We start from the raw sequence: 17,680 nt of genomic DNA on the forward strand, positions 1-17,680 counted from the left end.
CACACGGAGCACCTCCACATGAGCACTGAGTCCACCACCATCCGCTGGGAGCAGGACCGCACCGGCCTCGTCACCCTGGTCATCGACGACCCGAACCAGTCCGTGAACACCATGAACCAGGCGTTCCGCGAGTCCCTCGCCGCCGTCACCGACCGTCTGGAGGCCGAGAAGGACACCATCCGGGGCGTCATCATCACCTCGGCCAAGAAGACCTTCTTCGCCGGCGGGGACCTGCGTGACCTCGTCCGGGTCACGCCGGGGACCGCCCAGGAACTGTTCGACGGCGGCATGGCCGTCAAGCGGAACCTGCGCCGCATCGAGACCCTCGGCAAGCCCGTCGTCGCCGCCCTCAACGGCGCGGCCCTCGGCGGCGGTTACGAGATCGCCCTGGCCTGCCACCACCGCGTCGCACTGGACGCGCCCGGCTCCAAGATCGGCTGCCCCGAGGTCACCCTCGGCCTGCTCCCCGGAGGCGGCGGCGTCGTCCGCACCGTCCGGCTGCTGGGCATCGCCGACGCCCTGCTGAAGGTCCTCCTCCAGGGCACCCAGTACAGCCCGCGCCGCGCCCTGGAGAACGGCCTCGTCGACGACGTCGCCGACAGCCCGCAGGACCTGCTCGCCAAGGCCCGCGCCTTCATCGACGCCCACCCCGAGTCGCAGCAGCCCTGGGACCGGCCGGGCTACAGGATCCCCGGCGGCACACCGGCCGACCCCGCGTTCGCCGCGAACCTGCCGGCCTTCCCGGCCACCCTGCGCAAGCAGACCAACGGCGCCCCCTACCCGGCCCCGCGCAACATCCTCGCCGCCGCCGTCGAGGGCGCCCAGGTCGACTTCGAGACCGCCCAGGTCATCGAGGCCCGCTACTTCGTCGAACTGGCCGCCGGGCAAACCTCGAAGAACATGATCCAGGCGTTCTTCTTCGACCTCCAGGCCGTCAACTCCGGCGCCGGCCGCCCCAAGGGCGTCGAGCCGCGCACGGTCCGCAGGGTCGCCGTCCTCGGCGCCGGCATGATGGGCGCCGGCATCGCCTACTCCTGTGCCCGCGCCGGCATCGACGTCGTGCTGAAGGACGTGTCCCTGGAGGCGGCCCTCAAGGGCAAGGGCTACTCCGAGAAGCTGTGCGCCAAGGCCGTCGCCAAGGGCCGCACGACCCAGGAGAAGGCCGACGCGCTGCTCGCCCGCATCACGCCCACGGCCGAGGTCCAGGATCTGGCGGGCTGCGACGCGGTCATCGAGGCCGTCTTCGAGGACACCTCCGTCAAGCACAAGGTGTTCCAGGAGATCCAGCACGCCGTCGCCCCCGACGCGCTGCTGTGCTCCAACACCTCCACCCTGCCCATCACCGCCCTCGCCGAAGGGGTCGAGCGCCAGGGCGACTTCGTCGGCCTGCACTTCTTCTCGCCCGTCGACAGGATGCCGCTCGTCGAGATCATCAAGGCCGAGCGCACGGGCGAGGAGGCCCTGGCGCGCGCCTTCGACCTGGTGCGGCAGATCAACAAGACGCCGATCGTCGTCAACGACTCGCGCGGCTTCTTCACCTCCCGCGTCATCGGCCACTTCATCAACGAGGGTGTCGCCATGGTCGGCGAGGGCATCGAGCCCGCCTCCGTCGAACAGGCCGCCGCCCAGGCCGGCTACCCGGCCAAGGTCCTGTCCCTCATGGACGAGCTGACCCTCACCCTGCCCCGCAGGATCCGCGCCGAGACCGAGCGGGCGGTCGAGGAGGCCGGCGGCACCTGGACGCCCCACCCCGCCGAGGCCGTCATCGACCGCATGGTCGAGGAGTTCGGCCGCACGGGCCGCAGCGGCGGCGCCGGCTTCTACGACTACGACGAGGACGGCAGGCGCACCGGACTCTGGCCGGGCCTGCGCGAGCACTTCACGAAGCCCGGCCACCGGATCCCGTTCGAGGACATGCAGGAACGCATGCTCTTCTCCGAGGCGCTGGACACCGTCCGGCTGCTGGAGGAGGGCGTGCTGACCTCCGTCGCCGACGCCAACATCGGCTCCCTGTTCGGTATCGGCTTCCCCGGCTGGACCGGCGGTGTGCTCCAGTACATCAACGGCTACGAGGGCGGGCTGCCCGGCTTCGTGGCCCGTGCGCGGGAGCTCGCCGAGCGCTACGGCGACCGGTTCACCCCGCCGGCCCTGCTCGTCGAGAAGGCGGAGAAGGGGGAGCGCTTCGCCGACTAGTCCGCGGCCGGCCCGCCGGCAGGACCGGTCAGCCACTCGCCCAGCTCTTCCCTGAGCGAGCGCTGGAACGCGGCGAGGAGCGCCTGCACCACCAAGGGGTGCATGTGTGCCGACAGGGACCGCACGTCCCGCGCGTCGCGCTCCGCCATCTCGGCGCGGAAGAGCTGGGAGAGCTCCCGGGCCGCGGCGCGCGTGTGTTCCAGGAGGACCTTGCGCGCCGCGAAGATCGCCTGAGGGGAGAGAGGCACGTCCAGCAGCCCGGCGCCCAGCCGGAGCAGGCCGAGGTCGGTCTCGTAGCCGTCCTCGGCGGGCCGGACCACGCCCATCGCGACGAGCCGCTCGACGTCCTCCTCGTCCAGCGGCCGCCCGGCCCGCCGCGCCAGTTCCTCGTGGGTGACCGTCTCGACGGTGTCCGGCGCCCAGGACGCCACCACCGCCCGCTGCACGGCCAGGTCGTGCGCGCTCAGGTCGGGCGGCAGCTGCCGCAGGTACCGCTCGATGCCGGCCAGCGTCATGCCCTGCCGCTGCAGCTCCTCGATCAGCGCCAGCCGGGCCAGGTGCTCCCGCCCGTAGTGGCCCACGCGCCGGGGACCGAGCACCGGCGGCGGCAGCAGCCCCTTCGTCCCGTAGAAGCGGACCGTGCGCACCGTGACACCGGTCCGGGCGGCCAGCTCGTCGATCGTGAGGGTCGGCTCCTCGGCGTCGGTCGTCATGCGCAGCAGTATCGCTGTCCCACCAGAGCTGTGACACCTCGTCCGCAGCGGTCGATGAGCATGCGGTGAACGTCGGGCGGCCGCTGTGCGGGTCCCTGGTGGACCTTGTGAGAAGTGACGCTCTGTGACGCCGGTCACCGTGTGCGAGCTGAGGCGTGTGGGAAAGTGCTGCCTTGGTCTGTGCCGCGTCACGAGGGTGGTGCGGGCCGACGCACTGTACGGACCCCGGACCCACGACGTCCGGGGCGATCCAGGAAGTGGAACCACCCGTGAGCAAGGACGCCGTGAACACGGCTGCGGCCACGCCGCGTACCGATGCGGCCCAGGTGCCCGCGGACGCGGGCGACGCCGGCTACAGCAAGGACCTCAAGGCCCGCCACGTCAACATGATTGCCATCGGCGGCGCGATCGGCACCGGACTGTTCCTCGGGGCGGGCGGCCGGCTGCACAACGCGGGCCCGGCGCTCGCGTTGGCCTACCTGGTCTGCGGCATCTTCGCCTTCTTCGTCGTGCGGGCCCTCGGCGAGCTGGTCCTGTACCGGCCCTCCTCCGGCTCGTTCGTGTCGTACGCGCGTGAGTTCCTCGGTGAGAAGGGCGCCTACGTCGCCGGCTGGATGTACTTCCTGAACTGGTCGACCACCGGCATCGCCGACATCACCGCGATCGCGCTCTACACGCACTACTGGAGCCTGTTCACCGACATCCCGCAGTGGGTGCTGGCGCTGATCGCCCTCGCGGTGGTGCTGGCCGTGAACCTGATCTCGGTGAAGATCTTCGGCGAGATGGAGTTCTGGTTCGCGATCATCAAGGTCGCGACGCTGGTCGGCTTCATGCTCATCGGCATCTTCCTGCTGGCCACGCAGCACGAGGTGGGCGGTCAGACCCCGGGCCTGAGCGTGATCACGGACAACGGCGGCGTCTTCCCGCACGGCATGATGCCGGTCGTCCTCGTCATGCAGGGCGTGATCTTCGCGTACGCCGCGCTGGAGCTGGTCGGTGTCGCCGCGGGCGAGACCGCCGAGCCGGAGAAGGTCGTCCCGCGCGCGGTGAACTCGATCATGTGGCGCGTCGGCCTGTTCTACGTCGGCTCGGTCGTCCTGCTGGCCCTGCTGCTGCCCGGCTCGGTCTACTCGGCCGACCAGAGCCCCTTCGTCACGGTCCTGTCGAAGATCGGCGTCCCGGCCGCGGGCGACGTGATGAACCTGGTGGTCCTGACCGCCGCCATGTCCTCGCTGAACTCGGGCCTGTACTCCACGGGCCGCATCCTGCGCTCGATGGCGATGGCCGGCTCCGCGCCGAAGTTCACCGCCCGCATGAACCGCAGCCAGGTCCCCTACGGCGGCATCCTGCTCACCTGCGCGGTCTGCGTGCTCGGCGTCGGCCTGAACTTCCTCGTGCCGGCCCAGGCCTTCGAGATCGTGCTGAACGTCGCCTCCCTCGGCATCATCAGCACCTGGGTGATCATCATGATCTGCCACCTGGTCTTCGTCCGCCGCGCCAGGGCGGGCCTGGTCGCCCGCCCCTCCTTCCGCCTCTTCGGCAGCCCGGTCACGGAGATCGCCACGATCGCCTTCCTGCTGGCCTGCCTCGGCATGATGTGGAACGACCCCGAGGTCGGCCGCAGGACGCTCCTGCTCATCCCGCTGATCGCGATCATGCTGGTGGCGGGCTGGTTCGGCGTCCGCCGCCGGGTGTCGCAGACGGCCGACCAGGAGCTGTCGAAGCTGACGAGGTAGCGGACCGGGGCCGCTGTCAGTGGCCGCGGCTACGGAGGCGTCATGCCGGGCATCGCATATGTCCGGCATGACGCCACCGCTCCGCCGGTGAAGGGCGTCAGGATCATCGCCCATGTCTGCGACGACCTGGGGGGCTGGGGCAAGGACTTCGTCCTCGCGCTGTCGCGCCGGCGGCCAGAGCCGGAGGCGGCGTACCGGGCCTGGCACCGCGACCGCGCGGCGAACGACTTCGCCCTCGGCGCGGTGCGGTTCGTCCAGGTCGAGCGCTACGTCTGGGTGGCCGACATGATCGGCCGGCGCGGCACCAGGACCGGCAGCAAGGGCGTCCCCGTCCGCTACGAGGCGATCGACCGGGCTCTCGGGGCCGTCGCCGACAGGGCCCGGGAGCTGGGTGCCTCCGTGCACATGCCCCGGCTCGGCTGCGGTCTGGCCGGGGGCAGCTGGTCCCGTGTGGAGCCGCTGATCGAGGAGCGGCTGGTGCGGCAGGGCATACCGGTGACGGTGTACGACCACGGGAAGTGAGCCCCCGGCTCAGTCCAGGCCGTCGAAGGCCCGGACCAGGCAGTCGGCCAGGCGGTGCGTGAGCGTCCCGTCGGGGTCCAGGCGGGGATTGAAGATCGCCACGTCGAGGCCCTCGGCCGCGCCGCAGGACAGGGCCGTGCGCAGGACCGTCTCCAGCTCCTGCCAGGTCAGGCCGTCCGGCAGTCGGTAGTCGACGGCGGGCATCACCGCGTCGTCCAGGACGTCGACATCGAGATGGACCCAGTACCCGGCGCCCCCGCCGGAGCCGGTCAGCAGCCCGACCGCCCGCCGGGCGGCCTCGCCGGCGCCCAGGGCGCGTACGGTGTCCAGCTCCATCGCGTGCAGCGCGTCGGGCAGCGGCTGCATCCCGTACGCCGCGGACTCCTCCGCGTCCCGGAACCCCAGGGCGACGACGTCCTCGTCCCGTACCAGCGGGCCGCGCCCCTCCAGGTCGGCCAGGACGCGCGGGCCGCGCCCGGTGGCCAGGGCGAGTTCCATGGAGGCCACCTCGCCGGCCGGCTCGGCCTGAGGCTGGTAGAAGTCGGTGTGCCCGTCGAGGAACAGCAGCCCGTGCCGGTCCCGGCGGCGCAGCGCGAGCAGGGTGCCGAGCAGCACGCTGCAGTCGCCGCCGAGCACCAGCGGGAACCGGCCGCCGTCGAGGACCCCGCCCACGGCGTCGGCCAGCTCCGCGGAGTAGGCCGCGATGCCGCCCGGGTTCAGCATCCCGGTCCCCGCTTCCCGCTCCGGGTCGTGGGGCGGCGGCTCGACCCGCCCCACGCTCTGTGCCGCGAGTGCCTCGGCCAGCCCGGCGCCGAGCAGCGCCGGCGCCAGGTCCTGGACCCCCGTCGGGCGCAGTCCGAGAACGGACGGAGCCTCGATGATCGCCACGTTCCGCACGCCCGGCTCCTCGTCGCCAGCCCATACGCACCGGCCCCATACGCCCGGTGCGTATGGGCCCACCGTAGACCGCGGGGCGGGACGGGGCGCGTCAGTGACGGTGCCCTGCGCCCTGCGCGTGGCCGCCGTGCTCGTGCACCCCGTTGGTCGCCGCGATCTTCTTCCACGACTTCGGCCGGGCCACCGTCTTGGCCGCCTTCGCGACCGCCGCGGCCCGGGCCGCGGGCACCCCCGGCTTGGACGGCTGGAACAGCCAGGTGTCGAAGAGGGCGGCCAGCGGCTTGCCGGACACCTCCTCGGCGTACCGCCGGAAGTCGGCGACGGACGCGTTGCCGTGGGCGTACTTCTGCGGCCAGCCCTTGAGGATCGTGAAGAACGCCTCGTCGCCGATCGCGTTGCGCAGCGCCTGCACGGCCAGCGCGCCGCGGTCGTAGACCGCGATGTCGAACTGGTCGTCCGGCCCGGGGTCCCCGGGCCGCACCGTCCAGAACGGGTCGTCGGCGGGGTGCGAGGCGTACACGTAGTCGGCGAGTTCCTGCGCGGTGCCCTCGCCCTCGTGCTCGGACCACAGCCACTGCGCGTACCGCGCGAAGCCCTCGTTGATCCAGATGTCCTTCCAGCCCTTGAGGGACACCGTGTCCCCGTACCACTGGTGGGCCAGCTCGTGGACGACGAGGGACACGTTCGACCCGTTCGCGAACTGCCGGGGGCTGTAGAACGGCCGGGTCTGGGTCTCCAGCGCGTACCCGGTGTTCGTGTTCGGGACGTACCCGCCGAGCGCGTTGTACGGGTAGGGCCCGAAGTAGCCGCTCAGCCAGTCCACGATCTCGCCGCTGCGCTCGATGCTCGCGCGGGCCGCGCCGGCGTGGTCGCCGAGGTCCTTGCTGTACGCGTTGACGACCGGGATGCCGCTCTCGGTCGTGCCGGTGGTGAGGTCGAACTTCCCGACCGCGAGCGTGGCGAGGTAGGTGGCCTGCGGCTTGTTGGAACGCCAGTTCCAGCGCGTCCAGCCGAGCCGTGAACTCGTCGACTGCAGCGTGCCGTTGGAGATGGCCTGCGTGCCGTCCGGCACCAGCACGGACACGTCGTAGGTGGCCTTGTCGAGCGGGTGGTCGTTGCTCGGGAACCACCACGCGGCCGCCTCCGGCTCGTTGGCCGCGACACCGCCGTCCGGGGTGCGGTGCCAGCTGGTGAAGCCGTAGGCCCGCTTCGACGACGGCACGCCGTGGTAGCGCACGACGACCGTGACGGCCGTGCCCTTGGACAGCGGGGTCTTCGGCGTGATCTCCAGCTCGTGTTCGCCGGAGGTCGTGAACGAGGCCTTGACCCCGTTCACGCGTACCTCGTCGACGTCCAGCAGGAAGTCGAGGTTGAAGCGCGACAGCTCCTGGGTGGTGCGGGCCACGAGGGTGGCCGTGCCCTCCAACTCGTCCGTGGCCGGCTGGTACTTCAGCCGGAGGTCGTAGTGGGAGACGTCGTATCCGCCGTTGCCGTAGGCCGGGTAGTAGGGGTCGCCGATCCCCGGCGCGCCGGGGGAGTGGGGGGCGGCCGATGCCGGGATCGCCAGCAGGAGGACGGCCGCTGCCAGGGCTCCCGGCGCGATGATTCTGCGGTGCACGCAAGGCTCCAAGTCGTAGGTCCCGAAGTCTGTCCGGAGCCTATTGACTCCCTGTGTCACTGGTCATGTCCATGGCCCCTGTTGTCACACGATCGCCATTCGGCCGACATGAGACACCCGCCCCGCGGAGCGCTCCCGGACACGCCGTCCCGTCAGCGGCCCTCTTCTGAAGGGGAGTTCACCGATGTACCGTCCGGCGCATGCCGAAACGCACGCGCTTCACGACCTGGAGACCGCTCGCGACGGCGGCCACGGCCGCCCTGATGGCCACACTGCTCACCCCGGCGGCCGCACAGGCGACCCCCCGCGGGAGCCAGCCCGTCCACTCCTACGAGAACGCCATCCGCGAGGCCGTCTGGGTGGACACCGGACTCGACGGGGACGGCGACGGGAAGGCGGACCGGGTCGCCGTCGACATCGTCCGCCCCCGCGAGCCCGCCGCCCGGGGCCGCAAGGTCCCCGTCATCATGGACGCCAGCCCGTACTACTCCTGCTGCGGGCGCGGCAACGAGAGCCAGAAGAAGACGTACGACGCGAACGGCGACATCGTGCAGATGCCGCTGTTCTACGACAACTACTTCGTCCCGCGCGGCTACGCCGTCGTCGGCGTCGACCTGGCCGGAACCAATCGCTCGGACGGCTGCGTCGACGTCGGCGGCCGCTCCGACGTCCAGTCGGCCAAGGCCGTCGTCGACTGGCTCAACGGCCGCGCCAAGGCCTACACCACGCGCACCGGCACCACCCGCGCCAAGGCCGGCTGGACCAACGGCCGCACCGGCATGATCGGCAAGAGCTGGGACGGCACCATCGCCAACGGCGTCGCCGCCACCGGCGTCGAGGGCCTGGAGACCATCGTCCCGATCAGCGCCATCTCCTCCTGGTACGACTACTACTTCCAGCAGGGCGCCCCGCTCTACGACTCCGGCCCCGACTGGCTCTCGCACTACGTCGACAGCCCCGACGCCCGCGCCAAGTGCGGCCCCGTCCAGCGGAAGCTGGCCGAGGGCGCTCCGCGCACCGGCGACTGGACCCCGCTGTGGACCGAGCGCGACTACGTCGAGGCCGCCCGCAAGGTGAAGGCCAGCGTCTTCCTCGTCCACGGCATGCAGGACCTCAACGTCCGCATGAAGCACGTCGGGCAGTGGTGGGACGCTCTCGCGAAGAACGGCGTCGACCGCAAGATCTGGCTCTCCCGGACCGGCCACGTCGACCCGTTCGACTTCCGGCGCGCGGCGTGGGTCGAGACTCTGCACCGCTGGTTCGACCACGAACTCATGGGCCACGACAATGGCATCGACCGCGAGCCCATGGCCGACATCGAACGCGCGCCCGACCAGTGGAGCACCTCCCGGACCTGGCCGCCCAGCGGCACCCGCGCCGCCACCCTGCGCCCCGGCCAGGGCGCCCAGGACGGCGTCGGCACCCTCGGCCTGCACCGCCGCCACGGCACCGAGACCATCACCGACGACCCGGCGCTGAGCGAGACCGACTGGGCCGCGAGCATCGACAAGCCCACACCGGACAAGGCCGGCTTCGTCACCGGAGCGCTCAGCCGCGACCTGCGCCTGTCCGGCTCGTCCGAGGTCACCGTCACCGCGACGCCCTCCACCCCCACGGCCCACCTCTCCGCCGTCCTCGTCGACATCGGCCCCGCCACCATCCGCGACTACGCCGACCCGGGTGAGGGCGTCACCACGCTCACCGACCGCACCTGCTGGGGCGCGAGCACCGCCGGCGACAGTGCCTGCTTCAAGGAGACGAAGGCGAAGACCGCCGACGTCGACTACACGATCGTCAGCCGCGGCTGGGCCGACCTGGGCAACCACGCCTCCGACGTCAGGGGCACCCCGCTCACCCCGGGCAAGCGGTACACGATCACCCTCGACCTGGCGGCCACCGACCATGTCGTGCCGAAGGGCCACCGCCTGGCGCTGATCGTCGCGGGCACCGACAAGGATCTCATCGACCCTCCCCCGAGCTCTCGGCTTGGCTCGAGCACGGGGGACCCCCATGCCGACCGGCCAAAGCTGACGCTCGACCTCGCGCGTACCTCGGCACGCGTGCCGTTCGTCGGCGGGGCCACCGCCTTCGCCCGCGCCACCGCGGGTGGAGCGTCCGCCACGCCCGGCGCCTCCCTCCTGGACGGCGTACGGGAGCCGCGCACCACCCACCGCCTCCCGGGGGGAGCCCGGTGATCCGCGCCCTGGCCCTGACCGCCGCGGCACTCGCCGCGTCCCTGGTCGCCGTCCCGGCCGAGGCGACGGCCACGGACGCACCGCCGCGCACCGGCTTCGAACAGACGAATGGAGCCCGGTGGACCACCCAGCCCGAGGAGCAGGACTTCCTCAGGGCCGTCGACCGGTCGAGCAGCCGTGTCTCCGTGTCCCGCTTCGGCACGACGAAGCAGGGCCGCCCCCTCCAGCTCGTCCGGATCGGCACCCGGCCGAGTCCCAGCAAGGTGCTCCTCGTGTGCAGCCAGCACGGCGACGAGCCCTCCGGCCGCGAGGCCTGCCTCACCACGATCCGCGATCTCGCCCACGCCCGGGACAGCCGCACCCGGCGCTTCCTGGACCGCACCACGGTCCTCGTCGTGCCCACCGCCAACCCGGACGGCCGGGCCGCGAACACCCGCGGCAACAGCGACGGCGTCGACATCAACCGCGACCACCTCGCCCTGCGCACCGCCGAGGGCCGCGCCCTCGCCGCCGTCCTGCGCGACCAGCGCCCCGACCTCGTCTACGACCTGCACGAGTACGGCGCCACACCCCCCTACTACGACAAGGCCCTGTTCGACCTGTGGCCGCGCAACCTCAACACCCATGACGCGGTCCACGAGGAGGCGCGGACACTGTCCGAGGCGTACGTCCGGCCCGCCGCGCGGCGGGCCGGCCACTCGACCGGCACCTACGGCATCTGGACCGACCCGGACACGGGCGAACCGATCAGGCAGGTCGCCGGGGACGGGCAGGAGCGCATCCTGCGCAACATGTCCGGGGTGAAACACTCCGTCGGCCTGCTCATCGAGAGCCGCGTGGACCCGCTCACCGACGCCGAGAAGGCGGACGAGGCGCTGAACAACCGGCGCCGGGTGACCTCGCAACTGGCCGCCCTGAAGGGCTTGTTCGGCTACACCGAGGAGCGCCGTGGCCGGATCGAGGCGGCCACGGGCCGGGCCCGTCTCGCCGGGTACGCCACCGGCGGCCCGGTCTACCTCGGCGGCGCCGACAACGACCCGCCCGAACCGGCGGACGTCATCGCCGACCCGCCCTGCGGTTACCGGCTCACGGCCGCCCAGTACGCCGAGGTGGGAGACGAACTCGCCCTGCACGGCGTGCGCGTGCGCGACGACGCCGAGGGCGTGCTCGTGCCCGTGCGCCAGTCCCTGCGGGCGCTCGTCCCGCTGCTGCTCGACGACCGGGCCGAGTACCACCTGACCGGAGGTTCACGCGAAACCGCATGCTGAGGGGGGTGAAAATCCGCCACACGTGGTAGCAGCGTTACGGAGGAACCGATTCTCCACGCTGTCCCGATGAAAGGTGCCGCCTGTGACGCAAGAACGACCAAGCGACAAGGACCCCCACGAGGGAGCCGCGCTGCCGGGGTCGGAAGCGGGCCTGCCCGGCCGGGACCGGCCGCAGACCGACCGCATCGTCTTCGGCGTCACAGCGGTGCTCACCCTCGCCTTCGTGGTCTGGGGCGCCGCGGCGACCGACTCGCTCGAAGACGTCTCCACGAGCATGCTCAGCGGCCTGATGCACAACGGCGGCTGGGCGTTCATGCTCGCCGCCTCGGGCTTCGTCGTGTTCGCCCTGTGGCTCGCGATCAGCCGCTACGGCCGGATCCACCTGGGCGCGGAGGGTGAGGAGCCCGAGTTCCGCACGGTCTCCTGGGTGGCCATGATGTTCAGCGCCGGCATGGGCATCGGCCTGATGTTCTACGGCGTGAGCGAGCCGCTGTCGCACTACTCGACGGCCCCGCCGGGCACCGACCCGGCCGACTCCGGTGAGCGCATGGAGACGGCCATGGCGACCACCCTCTTCCACTGGACGCTCCACCCCTGGGCGATCTACGCCGTGGTGGGCCTGGCCATCGCCTACAGCACCTTCCGCAGGCGCCGCCGGCAGACCATCAGCGCCGTGTTCACCCCGCTCATCGGCAAGAAGCACGCCAACGGCGCCGCCGGCCGGGTCATCGACATCCTCGCGATCGTCGCGACCGTCTTCGGCTCCGCCGCCTCCCTGGGGCTCGGCGCGCTGCAGATCGGCTCCGGTGTGCAGGAGCTGGACTGGATGGACGAGGTGAGCACCGGGCTGCTGGTCACGATCATCGCGGTGCTGACCCTGGCTTTCGTCGCGTCCGCGGTGTCGGGCGTGGAGAAGGGCATCCAGTGGCTGTCCAACACCAACATGGTGCTGGCGCTGGTGCTCGCCCTGTTCGTGTTCGTCGCCGGGCCGACCATCATCGTCCTGGACCTGCTGCCCACCTCGGTCTTCGCCTACCTCGGCGACCTGCCCCAGCTGGCCGGGCGCACGGAGGCCAGCGGCGGCGAGGGCGTCGGGGACTGGCTGGGCAGCTGGACCGTCTTCTACTGGGCGTGGTGGATCTCCTGGACGCCCTTCGTCGGCATGTTCATCGCCCGCATCAGCCGGGGCCGCACCATCCGGCAGTTCGTCGGCGGTGTCATCCTCGTGCCCAGCACGGTCAGCCTCATCTGGTTCGCGATCTTCGGCGGCTCGGCGATGAAGATGCAGGAGCAGGGGCAGCTCGGCAAGGAGACGACCCCGGAGGGCCAGCTCTTCGGCGTGCTCCAGCAGTTCCCGATCGCCACCGTGACCAGCCTGCTCGTGATGATCCTGGTCGGCATCTTCTTCGTCTCGGGCGCGGACGCGGCCTCGATCGTCATGGGCACGCTGTCGCAGAAGGGCGCGCTCGAACCGGGCCGGCTGGTCGTGGTGTTCTGGGGCGTGGTCACCGGAGCGGTCGCCGCGATCATGCTCATGGTCGGCAGCGGGCAGGGCGACGCCCTGACCGGCCTGCAGAACCTCACGATCCTCGCGGCGGCGCCGTTCGTCGTCGTGATGACCTTCATGTGCGTCGCCCTCATGCGCGACCTGCGCCGCGACCCGGTCATCGTGCGCGAGCAGATGGGGTCCGAGGCCATCGAACTGGCCGTCATCGAGGGCCACAAGAAGTACGACGGCGAGTTCGAGTTCCGCGTCGGCCCGGGCCGCGGCCCGGACGTCGAGGGCGACCCGATCGGCAAGCACTGACACGAGCCTTCAGGGCGCCCCGGGCATTCCACCCGGGGCGCCCTGGCCGTTCCACGGGCCCCGCGCACCGGATGCGGTCCTCGCCGCAGGCGTCGTCGGCCGCGCCGCTTCTCTGCGGCCGTGGTCGTACGGGTTCGGTTGCCCCGCGGGGGCTCGTGGTCCAGGCGGTCCGGAGGGTGGGGTGGGCTGTGGCGCGGTGCTGGAGCAGCCGGGTGCGGTGCTCGCCGCAGGCGTCGTCCGGCCGCGCCGCTTTCCCGGTGCATCCCTGCGGCCGTGGTCGCACGGGTTCGGTTGCCCCGCGGGGGCTTGTGGTCCAGGCGGTCCGGAGGGTGGGGTGGGCTCCGGCCCGGCGCCAAAGCAGCCGGGTGCGGGCCCCGCCTCAGCCGGTGACCAGCTCCGCCGCCTCCTCCGCGCACCCCCACGCCACCGTGACGCCCGCGCCGCCGTGGCCGTAGTTGTGCACCAGGAGCCGGCCGTCCGGCAGGGTGTCGCGCTCCAGGCGGACCGCCGGGCGGGTGGGGCGCAGCCCGACCCGGTGCGCCAGCACCTTCGCCCCGGCGACCTCCGGCCGCAGCGCCGCGCAGCGGGTGACGATCGCCTCGGCCGTCGCCGGGTCCGGCTCCAGGGACCACACGTCCTCCTCCGCCGTACCGCCGAGGACGAGCCCGCCCGGCTGCGGGAACAGGTACGCGTACTCCCCGGCCGCGTCAGTGGCGACCAGCCACGTGTCGATGCCGGGGTTCTCCACCACGACCAACTGCCCGCGCACCGGCCGCACGGACGGATCCGGCACCAGCTCCCGCGCCGCGAGCCCCGTGCAGTTGACCACGACCGGCGCGTCGGCCTCCGCGAACGAGGACACCGTACGCGCCTCGACCACCCCGCCCGCCGCGACGAACCGCTCGCGCAGCCACGCCAGATGCACCGGCATGTCGATGAGCGGCAGCCGCGCGCGCACGCCCGGCCCCGCGTACTCCCCGGCCGTGGTGGCCCGCAGCCCCGGCACCCGCTCCGCCAGCCACCCGGCCACCTCGTCGAGCCGGGTCTCGCCCAGTACCCCTTCGACCATGCGTACGCCGGCCGTCCCCGGCCGCCCGGCCAGCTCCTCGTACACCTCCAGCGACCGCAGGGCCCACGCCCGCGCCAGTCCGGCCGGCTGGATCCGGTAGGGCCACCACAGCGCACCGGCAACGGCGGAGGTGGTCGCCTCGGCGGGGTCCCGCGTCCACAGCCGCACCCGCCGTCCGCGCCCGGCGAGAACCACCGCGGTCGTCAGCCCGACGACCCCGCCTCCGACCACCACGATCTCGTCACTCGGTTCGTCTGCCATGGCCGGACCGTAGCGGAATAAGGCATGCCGTGCTCACATCACGCCCAGTGTGGGGATACTCACCCCATGTGCGCCGAGTACGCCCAGTACACGACCTTCGGCCTGGCCCCCGCGATGCGGGCCGGCGGAGTCCTCACGGACGGTGGTTACCAGGTCCACCGGGACTTCCTCGACTTCATCGTCGACGGACGCCCCCTGCTGTTCCAGCTCTCCGATCTCGACGCGGTCTCCCCGCTCGCCTCCGACGTCCCGCCCGCGATCTTCACCGCCCAGGTCCGCAGCCTGCTCCTGGAGAGCCCGGCCCCGCTGCCCGGGGACCGGTACGTCGTCTACGGCTGCCCCGAGTGCGAGGACCTGGCCTGCGGCGCCGTCACCGCCGTGATCCGCCCCGACGGCGAGGACGTCGTCTGGCGGGACTTCGCCTGGCAGACCGACGAACACGCCGACCTCGAACGCAACGGCTACCACGGCATCGGCCCGTTCCGCTTCCGCGGCGCCGAGTACCGCACGGCCCTGACCACCCTGCTCGACGGCTCCGTCCCGGATCCCCGCCGCCGCGTCCTGCTGATCGGCGCCCGCGTCGCCGTCCTGGCCAGGCTCGCCGCCGCGTTACGCATCATCGGCGTCGGCGCCGACATCGCCCACGACGCCCACGGCGTGCCCGCCGACGAACTGCGCGGCTACGCCGCCGTCGTCTTCGGCCCGGACACCGCCGAGCTGGAACGGGCCGCCGTCCGCCGCGCCTTCGAACACGCCCGGGTCCCGGTCGCCCACGTCGACGGCCTCGCCCCGATCGTCCCGCTCCTCGTCGCCCAGATCGAACACGCCCTGGACCGCAGCCCCGCCGGACAGCGCCGCCTGACCGCCCTGACCGCCGACGGCGGCGGCGCGGACGTCGAGGTCACCTCCGCCTGCCGGCTCACCCTCACCGCGTTCCGCGTCGACCGGCTCTCCCGCACCCACACCCACGAACTGTTCGACGGCGTCCTGCAACCGGGCCGCCACCGCATCCCGCTGGACGCCAAGGCGGTGAAGGGGCGGTCCTTCCTCGTCGCGCGCACCACGGGCAGCGTCTTGGCGACGGCGGTGACCCACCCAGCGGCCCCTTAGGATCGGCCCTGAGATGACTGCCACCCTCGTCGCCAAGAACCTCGCCGCCGGCCACGGCGACCGCGCCCTGTTCACCGGGCTCGACCTCGTCGTCGCGCCCGGCGACGTGATCGGCCTGGTCGGCGCCAACGGCGCGGGCAAGTCCACCCTGCTCCGGATGCTCGCCGGCCTCACCACACCCGAGCAGGGGGAACTGCGCCTGTCCCCGCCGAGCGCCACCGTCGGCCACCTGCCTCAGGAGCCCGACCGCCGGCCCGGCGAGACCGTCCGGGCGTTCCTGGCCCGCCGCACCGGCGTCGCCGAGGCGCAGCGGCTCATGGACGAGGCGACGCAGGCCCTGGTCGACGCGGCGCCGGGCGCCGACGACGCCTACGCCACGAGCCTGGAGCGCTGGCTCGCCCTCGGCGGCGCCGACCTCGACGACCGCGCCGAGGAGGTGGCCGACTCCCTCGGTCTCGCGATCGACCTGGACCAGCCGATGACCTCCCTGTCCGGCGGCCAGGCCGCCCGCGCCTCACTCGCCTCCCTCCTGCTGTCCCGCTACGACGTCTTCCTCCTGGACGAGCCGACCAACGACCTCGACCTGGACGGCCTGGAGCGCCTCGAACGCTTCGTCTCCGGCCTGCGCGCCGGCACGGTGGTCGTCAGCCACGACCGCGAGTTCCTCACCCGCACGGTCACCAAGGTCCTCGAACTCGACCTCGCCCAGGGGGAGATCAACCTCTACGGCGGTGGCTACGCGGCCTACCTGGAGGAACGGGACGTCGCCCGGCGGCACGCCCGCGACGAGTACGAGGAGTACGCCGACAAGAAGGCGGCCCTCCAGGACCGCGCGCAGACGCAGCGCTCCTGGATGGACAAGGGCGTGAAGAACGCGCGCCGCAAGGCGGGCAACGACAACGACAAGATCGGCCGCAAGTTCCGCAGCGAGGCCAGCGAGAAGCAGGCCGCGAAGGCCCGCCAGACCCAGCGCATGATCGAACGCCTGGACGTCGTCGAGGAGCCCCGCAAGGAGTGGGAACTGCGCATGGAGATCGCGTCGGCGCCCCGCTCGGGCGCCGTCGTCGCGACCCTGCGGGACGCCGAGGTGCGCCGCGGCGGCTTCGTCCTCGGCCCGGTGTCCCTCCAGATCGACTGGGCGGACCGGGTGGCGGTGACCGGCGCGAACGGCGCCGGCAAGTCCACGCTGCTCGCCGCCCTGCTCGGCCGGATCCCGCTGGACGCCGGGCACGCCGCGCTCGGCTCGGGTGTCCTGCTCGGTGAGGTCGACCAGGCCCGCAAGCTGTTCCACGGCGAGGAGTCCCTGCTCGACGCGTTCCGCGCGGCCGTCCCGGACACCGAACCGGCCGAGGTCCGCACCCTCCTGGCCAAGTTCGGTCTCAGGACGGACCACGTGCTGCGCCCGGCGGCGACCCTCTCCCCGGGCGAGCGCACCCGGGCCGCCCTCGCCCTGCTCCAGGGCCGGGGCGTCAACCTCCTGGTCCTCGACGAGCCGACCAACCACCTGGATCTGCCGGCCATCGAGCAACTGGAGTCGGCCCTCGACGCCTACGAAGGCACCCTCCTGCTGGTCACGCACGACCGCCGCATGCTGGACGCGGTGCACGTCACCCGCCGCCTGGAGGTGGCGGACGGCAAGGTGACCGAGCGCTAGGCAGCGGCCAGGCGCCTCGCGAGCGAGGGGTAGTCGACGACGAACCCCTCCTCGTCGAACTCCAGGTCACTGCGGAAGTCACCGGAGGCGTACCGGACCCGCCCGGGGCGCAGATGCGTGTACGTCTGCCGCGACGGCCACACCGCCAGGTCCGGCACGGACACCCAGGCCATCAGCAACTCCGGCTCGCCCGGCCCGCGATGGAGCCCGTGCCGCAGCACCGGCATGCTGTTGGTCAGCGGGCACAGCCCGAGGTCGCAGTCGAGGGCCCCGTCGACGTCCGGCAACCGCTCGCCGTCCGCGGACCATCCGCCCCCGCCGTCGTGCCGCAGATCGAGCGTGCGGCTGCCGCCGGCGGAGTCGACCGTCACCCGCAGCCGGCGGGTGACGAACCCCTCGGCGGTGTCCAGGTCGTATGTGACCCAGTAGGGCTCAGGCTCGGTCCCGACGGCCCGCCCGCGCGCCCGCAGGACGCCGTCCCGTACCTGGACCCAGGCGGTCTCGAACCCCCGGCTCGCGGACACCTCCCAGGTGAGGACGCGTGCAGCAGACATACCGACAGTCTAGATCCGCCCCGCCAGGGGCGCGGGGGCTGCGGTCGATGTGCGGCTGCCGCCGCGTGGGGGCGACCAGCCAC

General features: G+C 72.4%; 13 protein-coding genes. 8 read left to right on the forward strand and 5 right to left on the reverse strand.

Annotated elements, in window-relative coordinates:
• The first annotated feature begins 18 nt into the window (after nucleotides 1-18).
• Nucleotides 19-2,193 carry a 3-hydroxyacyl-CoA dehydrogenase NAD-binding domain-containing protein gene (locus ABTZ58_RS16785; RefSeq protein WP_351356363.1) on the forward strand — a complete coding sequence of 725 codons (2,175 nt, stop codon included), beginning with the start codon at nucleotides 19-21 and terminating at the stop codon, nucleotides 2,191-2,193.
• On the opposite strand, the gene ABTZ58_RS16790 is transcribed toward ABTZ58_RS16785, so the two are convergent.
• On the reverse strand, nucleotides 2,190-2,906 hold the full coding sequence (locus ABTZ58_RS16790) for a MerR family transcriptional regulator (RefSeq protein WP_351356366.1): 717 nt from the start codon (nucleotides 2,904-2,906) through the stop codon (nucleotides 2,190-2,192). The two genes, ABTZ58_RS16785 and ABTZ58_RS16790, sit on opposite strands and share 4 nt — an antisense overlap.
• Nucleotides 2,907-3,175: 269 nt before the next feature.
• On the opposite strand from ABTZ58_RS16790, the gene ABTZ58_RS16795 reads away from it, so the two are divergent.
• Together ABTZ58_RS16795 and ABTZ58_RS16800 are read left to right on the forward strand one after the other, a co-directional pair.
• A complete protein-coding gene (locus tag ABTZ58_RS16795) occupies nucleotides 3,176-4,642 on the forward strand; it encodes an amino acid permease (protein ID WP_351356369.1) in 1,467 nt (488 codons plus the stop codon).
• Between the two features lie 42 nt (nucleotides 4,643-4,684).
• A complete protein-coding gene (locus tag ABTZ58_RS16800) occupies nucleotides 4,685-5,164 on the forward strand; it encodes a macro domain-containing protein (RefSeq protein ID WP_351356372.1) in 480 nt (159 codons plus the stop codon).
• Between the two features lie 9 nt (nucleotides 5,165-5,173).
• Here the strand turns inward: ABTZ58_RS16800 and ABTZ58_RS16805 are convergent, their stop codons facing one another.
• Together ABTZ58_RS16805 and ABTZ58_RS16810 are read right to left on the reverse strand one after the other, a co-directional pair.
• A complete protein-coding gene (locus ABTZ58_RS16805; protein ID WP_351356375.1) occupies nucleotides 5,174-6,061 on the reverse strand; it encodes an arginase family protein in 888 nt (295 codons plus the stop codon).
• Nucleotides 6,062-6,152: 91 nt separating this feature from the next.
• Complete coding sequence (locus ABTZ58_RS16810; RefSeq protein ID WP_351356378.1) at nucleotides 6,153-7,679, reverse strand: M1 family metallopeptidase; 1,527 nt, start codon at nucleotides 7,677-7,679, stop codon at nucleotides 6,153-6,155.
• Nucleotides 7,680-7,879: 200 nt separating this feature from the next.
• On the opposite strand from ABTZ58_RS16810, the gene ABTZ58_RS16815 reads away from it, so the two are divergent.
• The 3 genes from ABTZ58_RS16815 to ABTZ58_RS16825 all read left to right on the forward strand — a co-directional run bounded on the left by ABTZ58_RS16815 (nucleotide 7,880) and on the right by ABTZ58_RS16825 (nucleotide 12,949).
• Nucleotides 7,880-9,874, forward strand: coding sequence for a Xaa-Pro dipeptidyl-peptidase (locus ABTZ58_RS16815; protein ID WP_351356381.1), 1,995 nt, complete (start codon nucleotides 7,880-7,882; stop codon nucleotides 9,872-9,874).
• A complete protein-coding gene (locus ABTZ58_RS16820) occupies nucleotides 9,871-11,142 on the forward strand; it encodes a M14 family metallopeptidase (protein WP_351356383.1) in 1,272 nt (423 codons plus the stop codon). Before ABTZ58_RS16815 ends, ABTZ58_RS16820 begins: the two co-directional genes overlap by 4 nt.
• Nucleotides 11,143-11,224: 82 nt before the next feature.
• A complete protein-coding gene (locus ABTZ58_RS16825; RefSeq protein ID WP_351356386.1) occupies nucleotides 11,225-12,949 on the forward strand; it encodes a BCCT family transporter in 1,725 nt (574 codons plus the stop codon).
• Nucleotides 12,950-13,328: 379 nt separating this feature from the next.
• Here ABTZ58_RS16825 and ABTZ58_RS16830 read toward each other — a convergent pair whose 3' ends face one another.
• Entirely contained in the window at nucleotides 13,329-14,279 is a 951-nt protein-coding gene (locus ABTZ58_RS16830) for an NAD(P)/FAD-dependent oxidoreductase (RefSeq protein WP_351356389.1), read from the reverse strand.
• A 66-nt stretch (nucleotides 14,280-14,345) separates the two neighbouring features.
• Between ABTZ58_RS16830 and ABTZ58_RS16835 the strand changes: the two genes are divergently transcribed.
• Together ABTZ58_RS16835 and abc-f are read left to right on the forward strand one after the other, a co-directional pair.
• Nucleotides 14,346-15,389 (forward strand): oxidoreductase, encoded by a 1,044-nt coding sequence (locus ABTZ58_RS16835; RefSeq protein WP_351356392.1) that lies wholly within the window; start codon nucleotides 14,346-14,348, stop codon nucleotides 15,387-15,389.
• A 13-nt stretch (nucleotides 15,390-15,402) separates the two neighbouring features.
• A complete protein-coding gene (abc-f, locus tag ABTZ58_RS16840; RefSeq protein ID WP_351356395.1) occupies nucleotides 15,403-17,043 on the forward strand; it encodes a ribosomal protection-like ABC-F family protein in 1,641 nt (546 codons plus the stop codon).
• On the opposite strand, the gene ABTZ58_RS16845 is transcribed toward abc-f, so the two are convergent.
• A complete protein-coding gene (locus tag ABTZ58_RS16845; RefSeq protein ID WP_351356398.1) occupies nucleotides 17,040-17,597 on the reverse strand; it encodes a putative glycolipid-binding domain-containing protein in 558 nt (185 codons plus the stop codon). The two genes, abc-f and ABTZ58_RS16845, sit on opposite strands and share 4 nt — an antisense overlap.
• Between the last annotated feature and the right edge of the window lie 83 nt (nucleotides 17,598-17,680).

Origin of the sequence: Streptomyces sp. NPDC094143 (genome assembly GCF_040303825.1) — a bacterium.
Lineage (GTDB): Bacteria > Actinomycetota > Actinomycetes > Streptomycetales > Streptomycetaceae > Streptomyces.

Excerpts from the sequence above, each read along its gene's own strand:
- ABTZ58_RS16830 (WP_351356389.1), bottom strand. The coding sequence starts at position 14,279 with ATGGCAGACGAACCGAGTGACGAGATCGTGGTGGTCGGAGGCGGGGTC.
- abc-f (WP_351356395.1), top strand. The coding sequence starts at position 15,403 with ATGACTGCCACCCTCGTCGCCAAGAACCTCGCCGCCGGCCACGGCGAC.
- ABTZ58_RS16800 (WP_351356372.1), top strand. The coding sequence starts at position 4,685 with ATGCCGGGCATCGCATATGTCCGGCATGACGCCACCGCTCCGCCGGTG.
- ABTZ58_RS16815 (WP_351356381.1), top strand. The coding sequence starts at position 7,880 with ATGCCGAAACGCACGCGCTTCACGACCTGGAGACCGCTCGCGACGGCG.
- ABTZ58_RS16785 (WP_351356363.1), top strand. The coding sequence starts at position 19 with ATGAGCACTGAGTCCACCACCATCCGCTGGGAGCAGGACCGCACCGGC.
- ABTZ58_RS16835 (WP_351356392.1), top strand. The coding sequence starts at position 14,346 with ATGTGCGCCGAGTACGCCCAGTACACGACCTTCGGCCTGGCCCCCGCG.
- ABTZ58_RS16845 (WP_351356398.1), bottom strand. The coding sequence starts at position 17,597 with ATGTCTGCTGCACGCGTCCTCACCTGGGAGGTGTCCGCGAGCCGGGGG.
- ABTZ58_RS16790 (WP_351356366.1), bottom strand. The coding sequence starts at position 2,906 with ATGACGACCGACGCCGAGGAGCCGACCCTCACGATCGACGAGCTGGCC.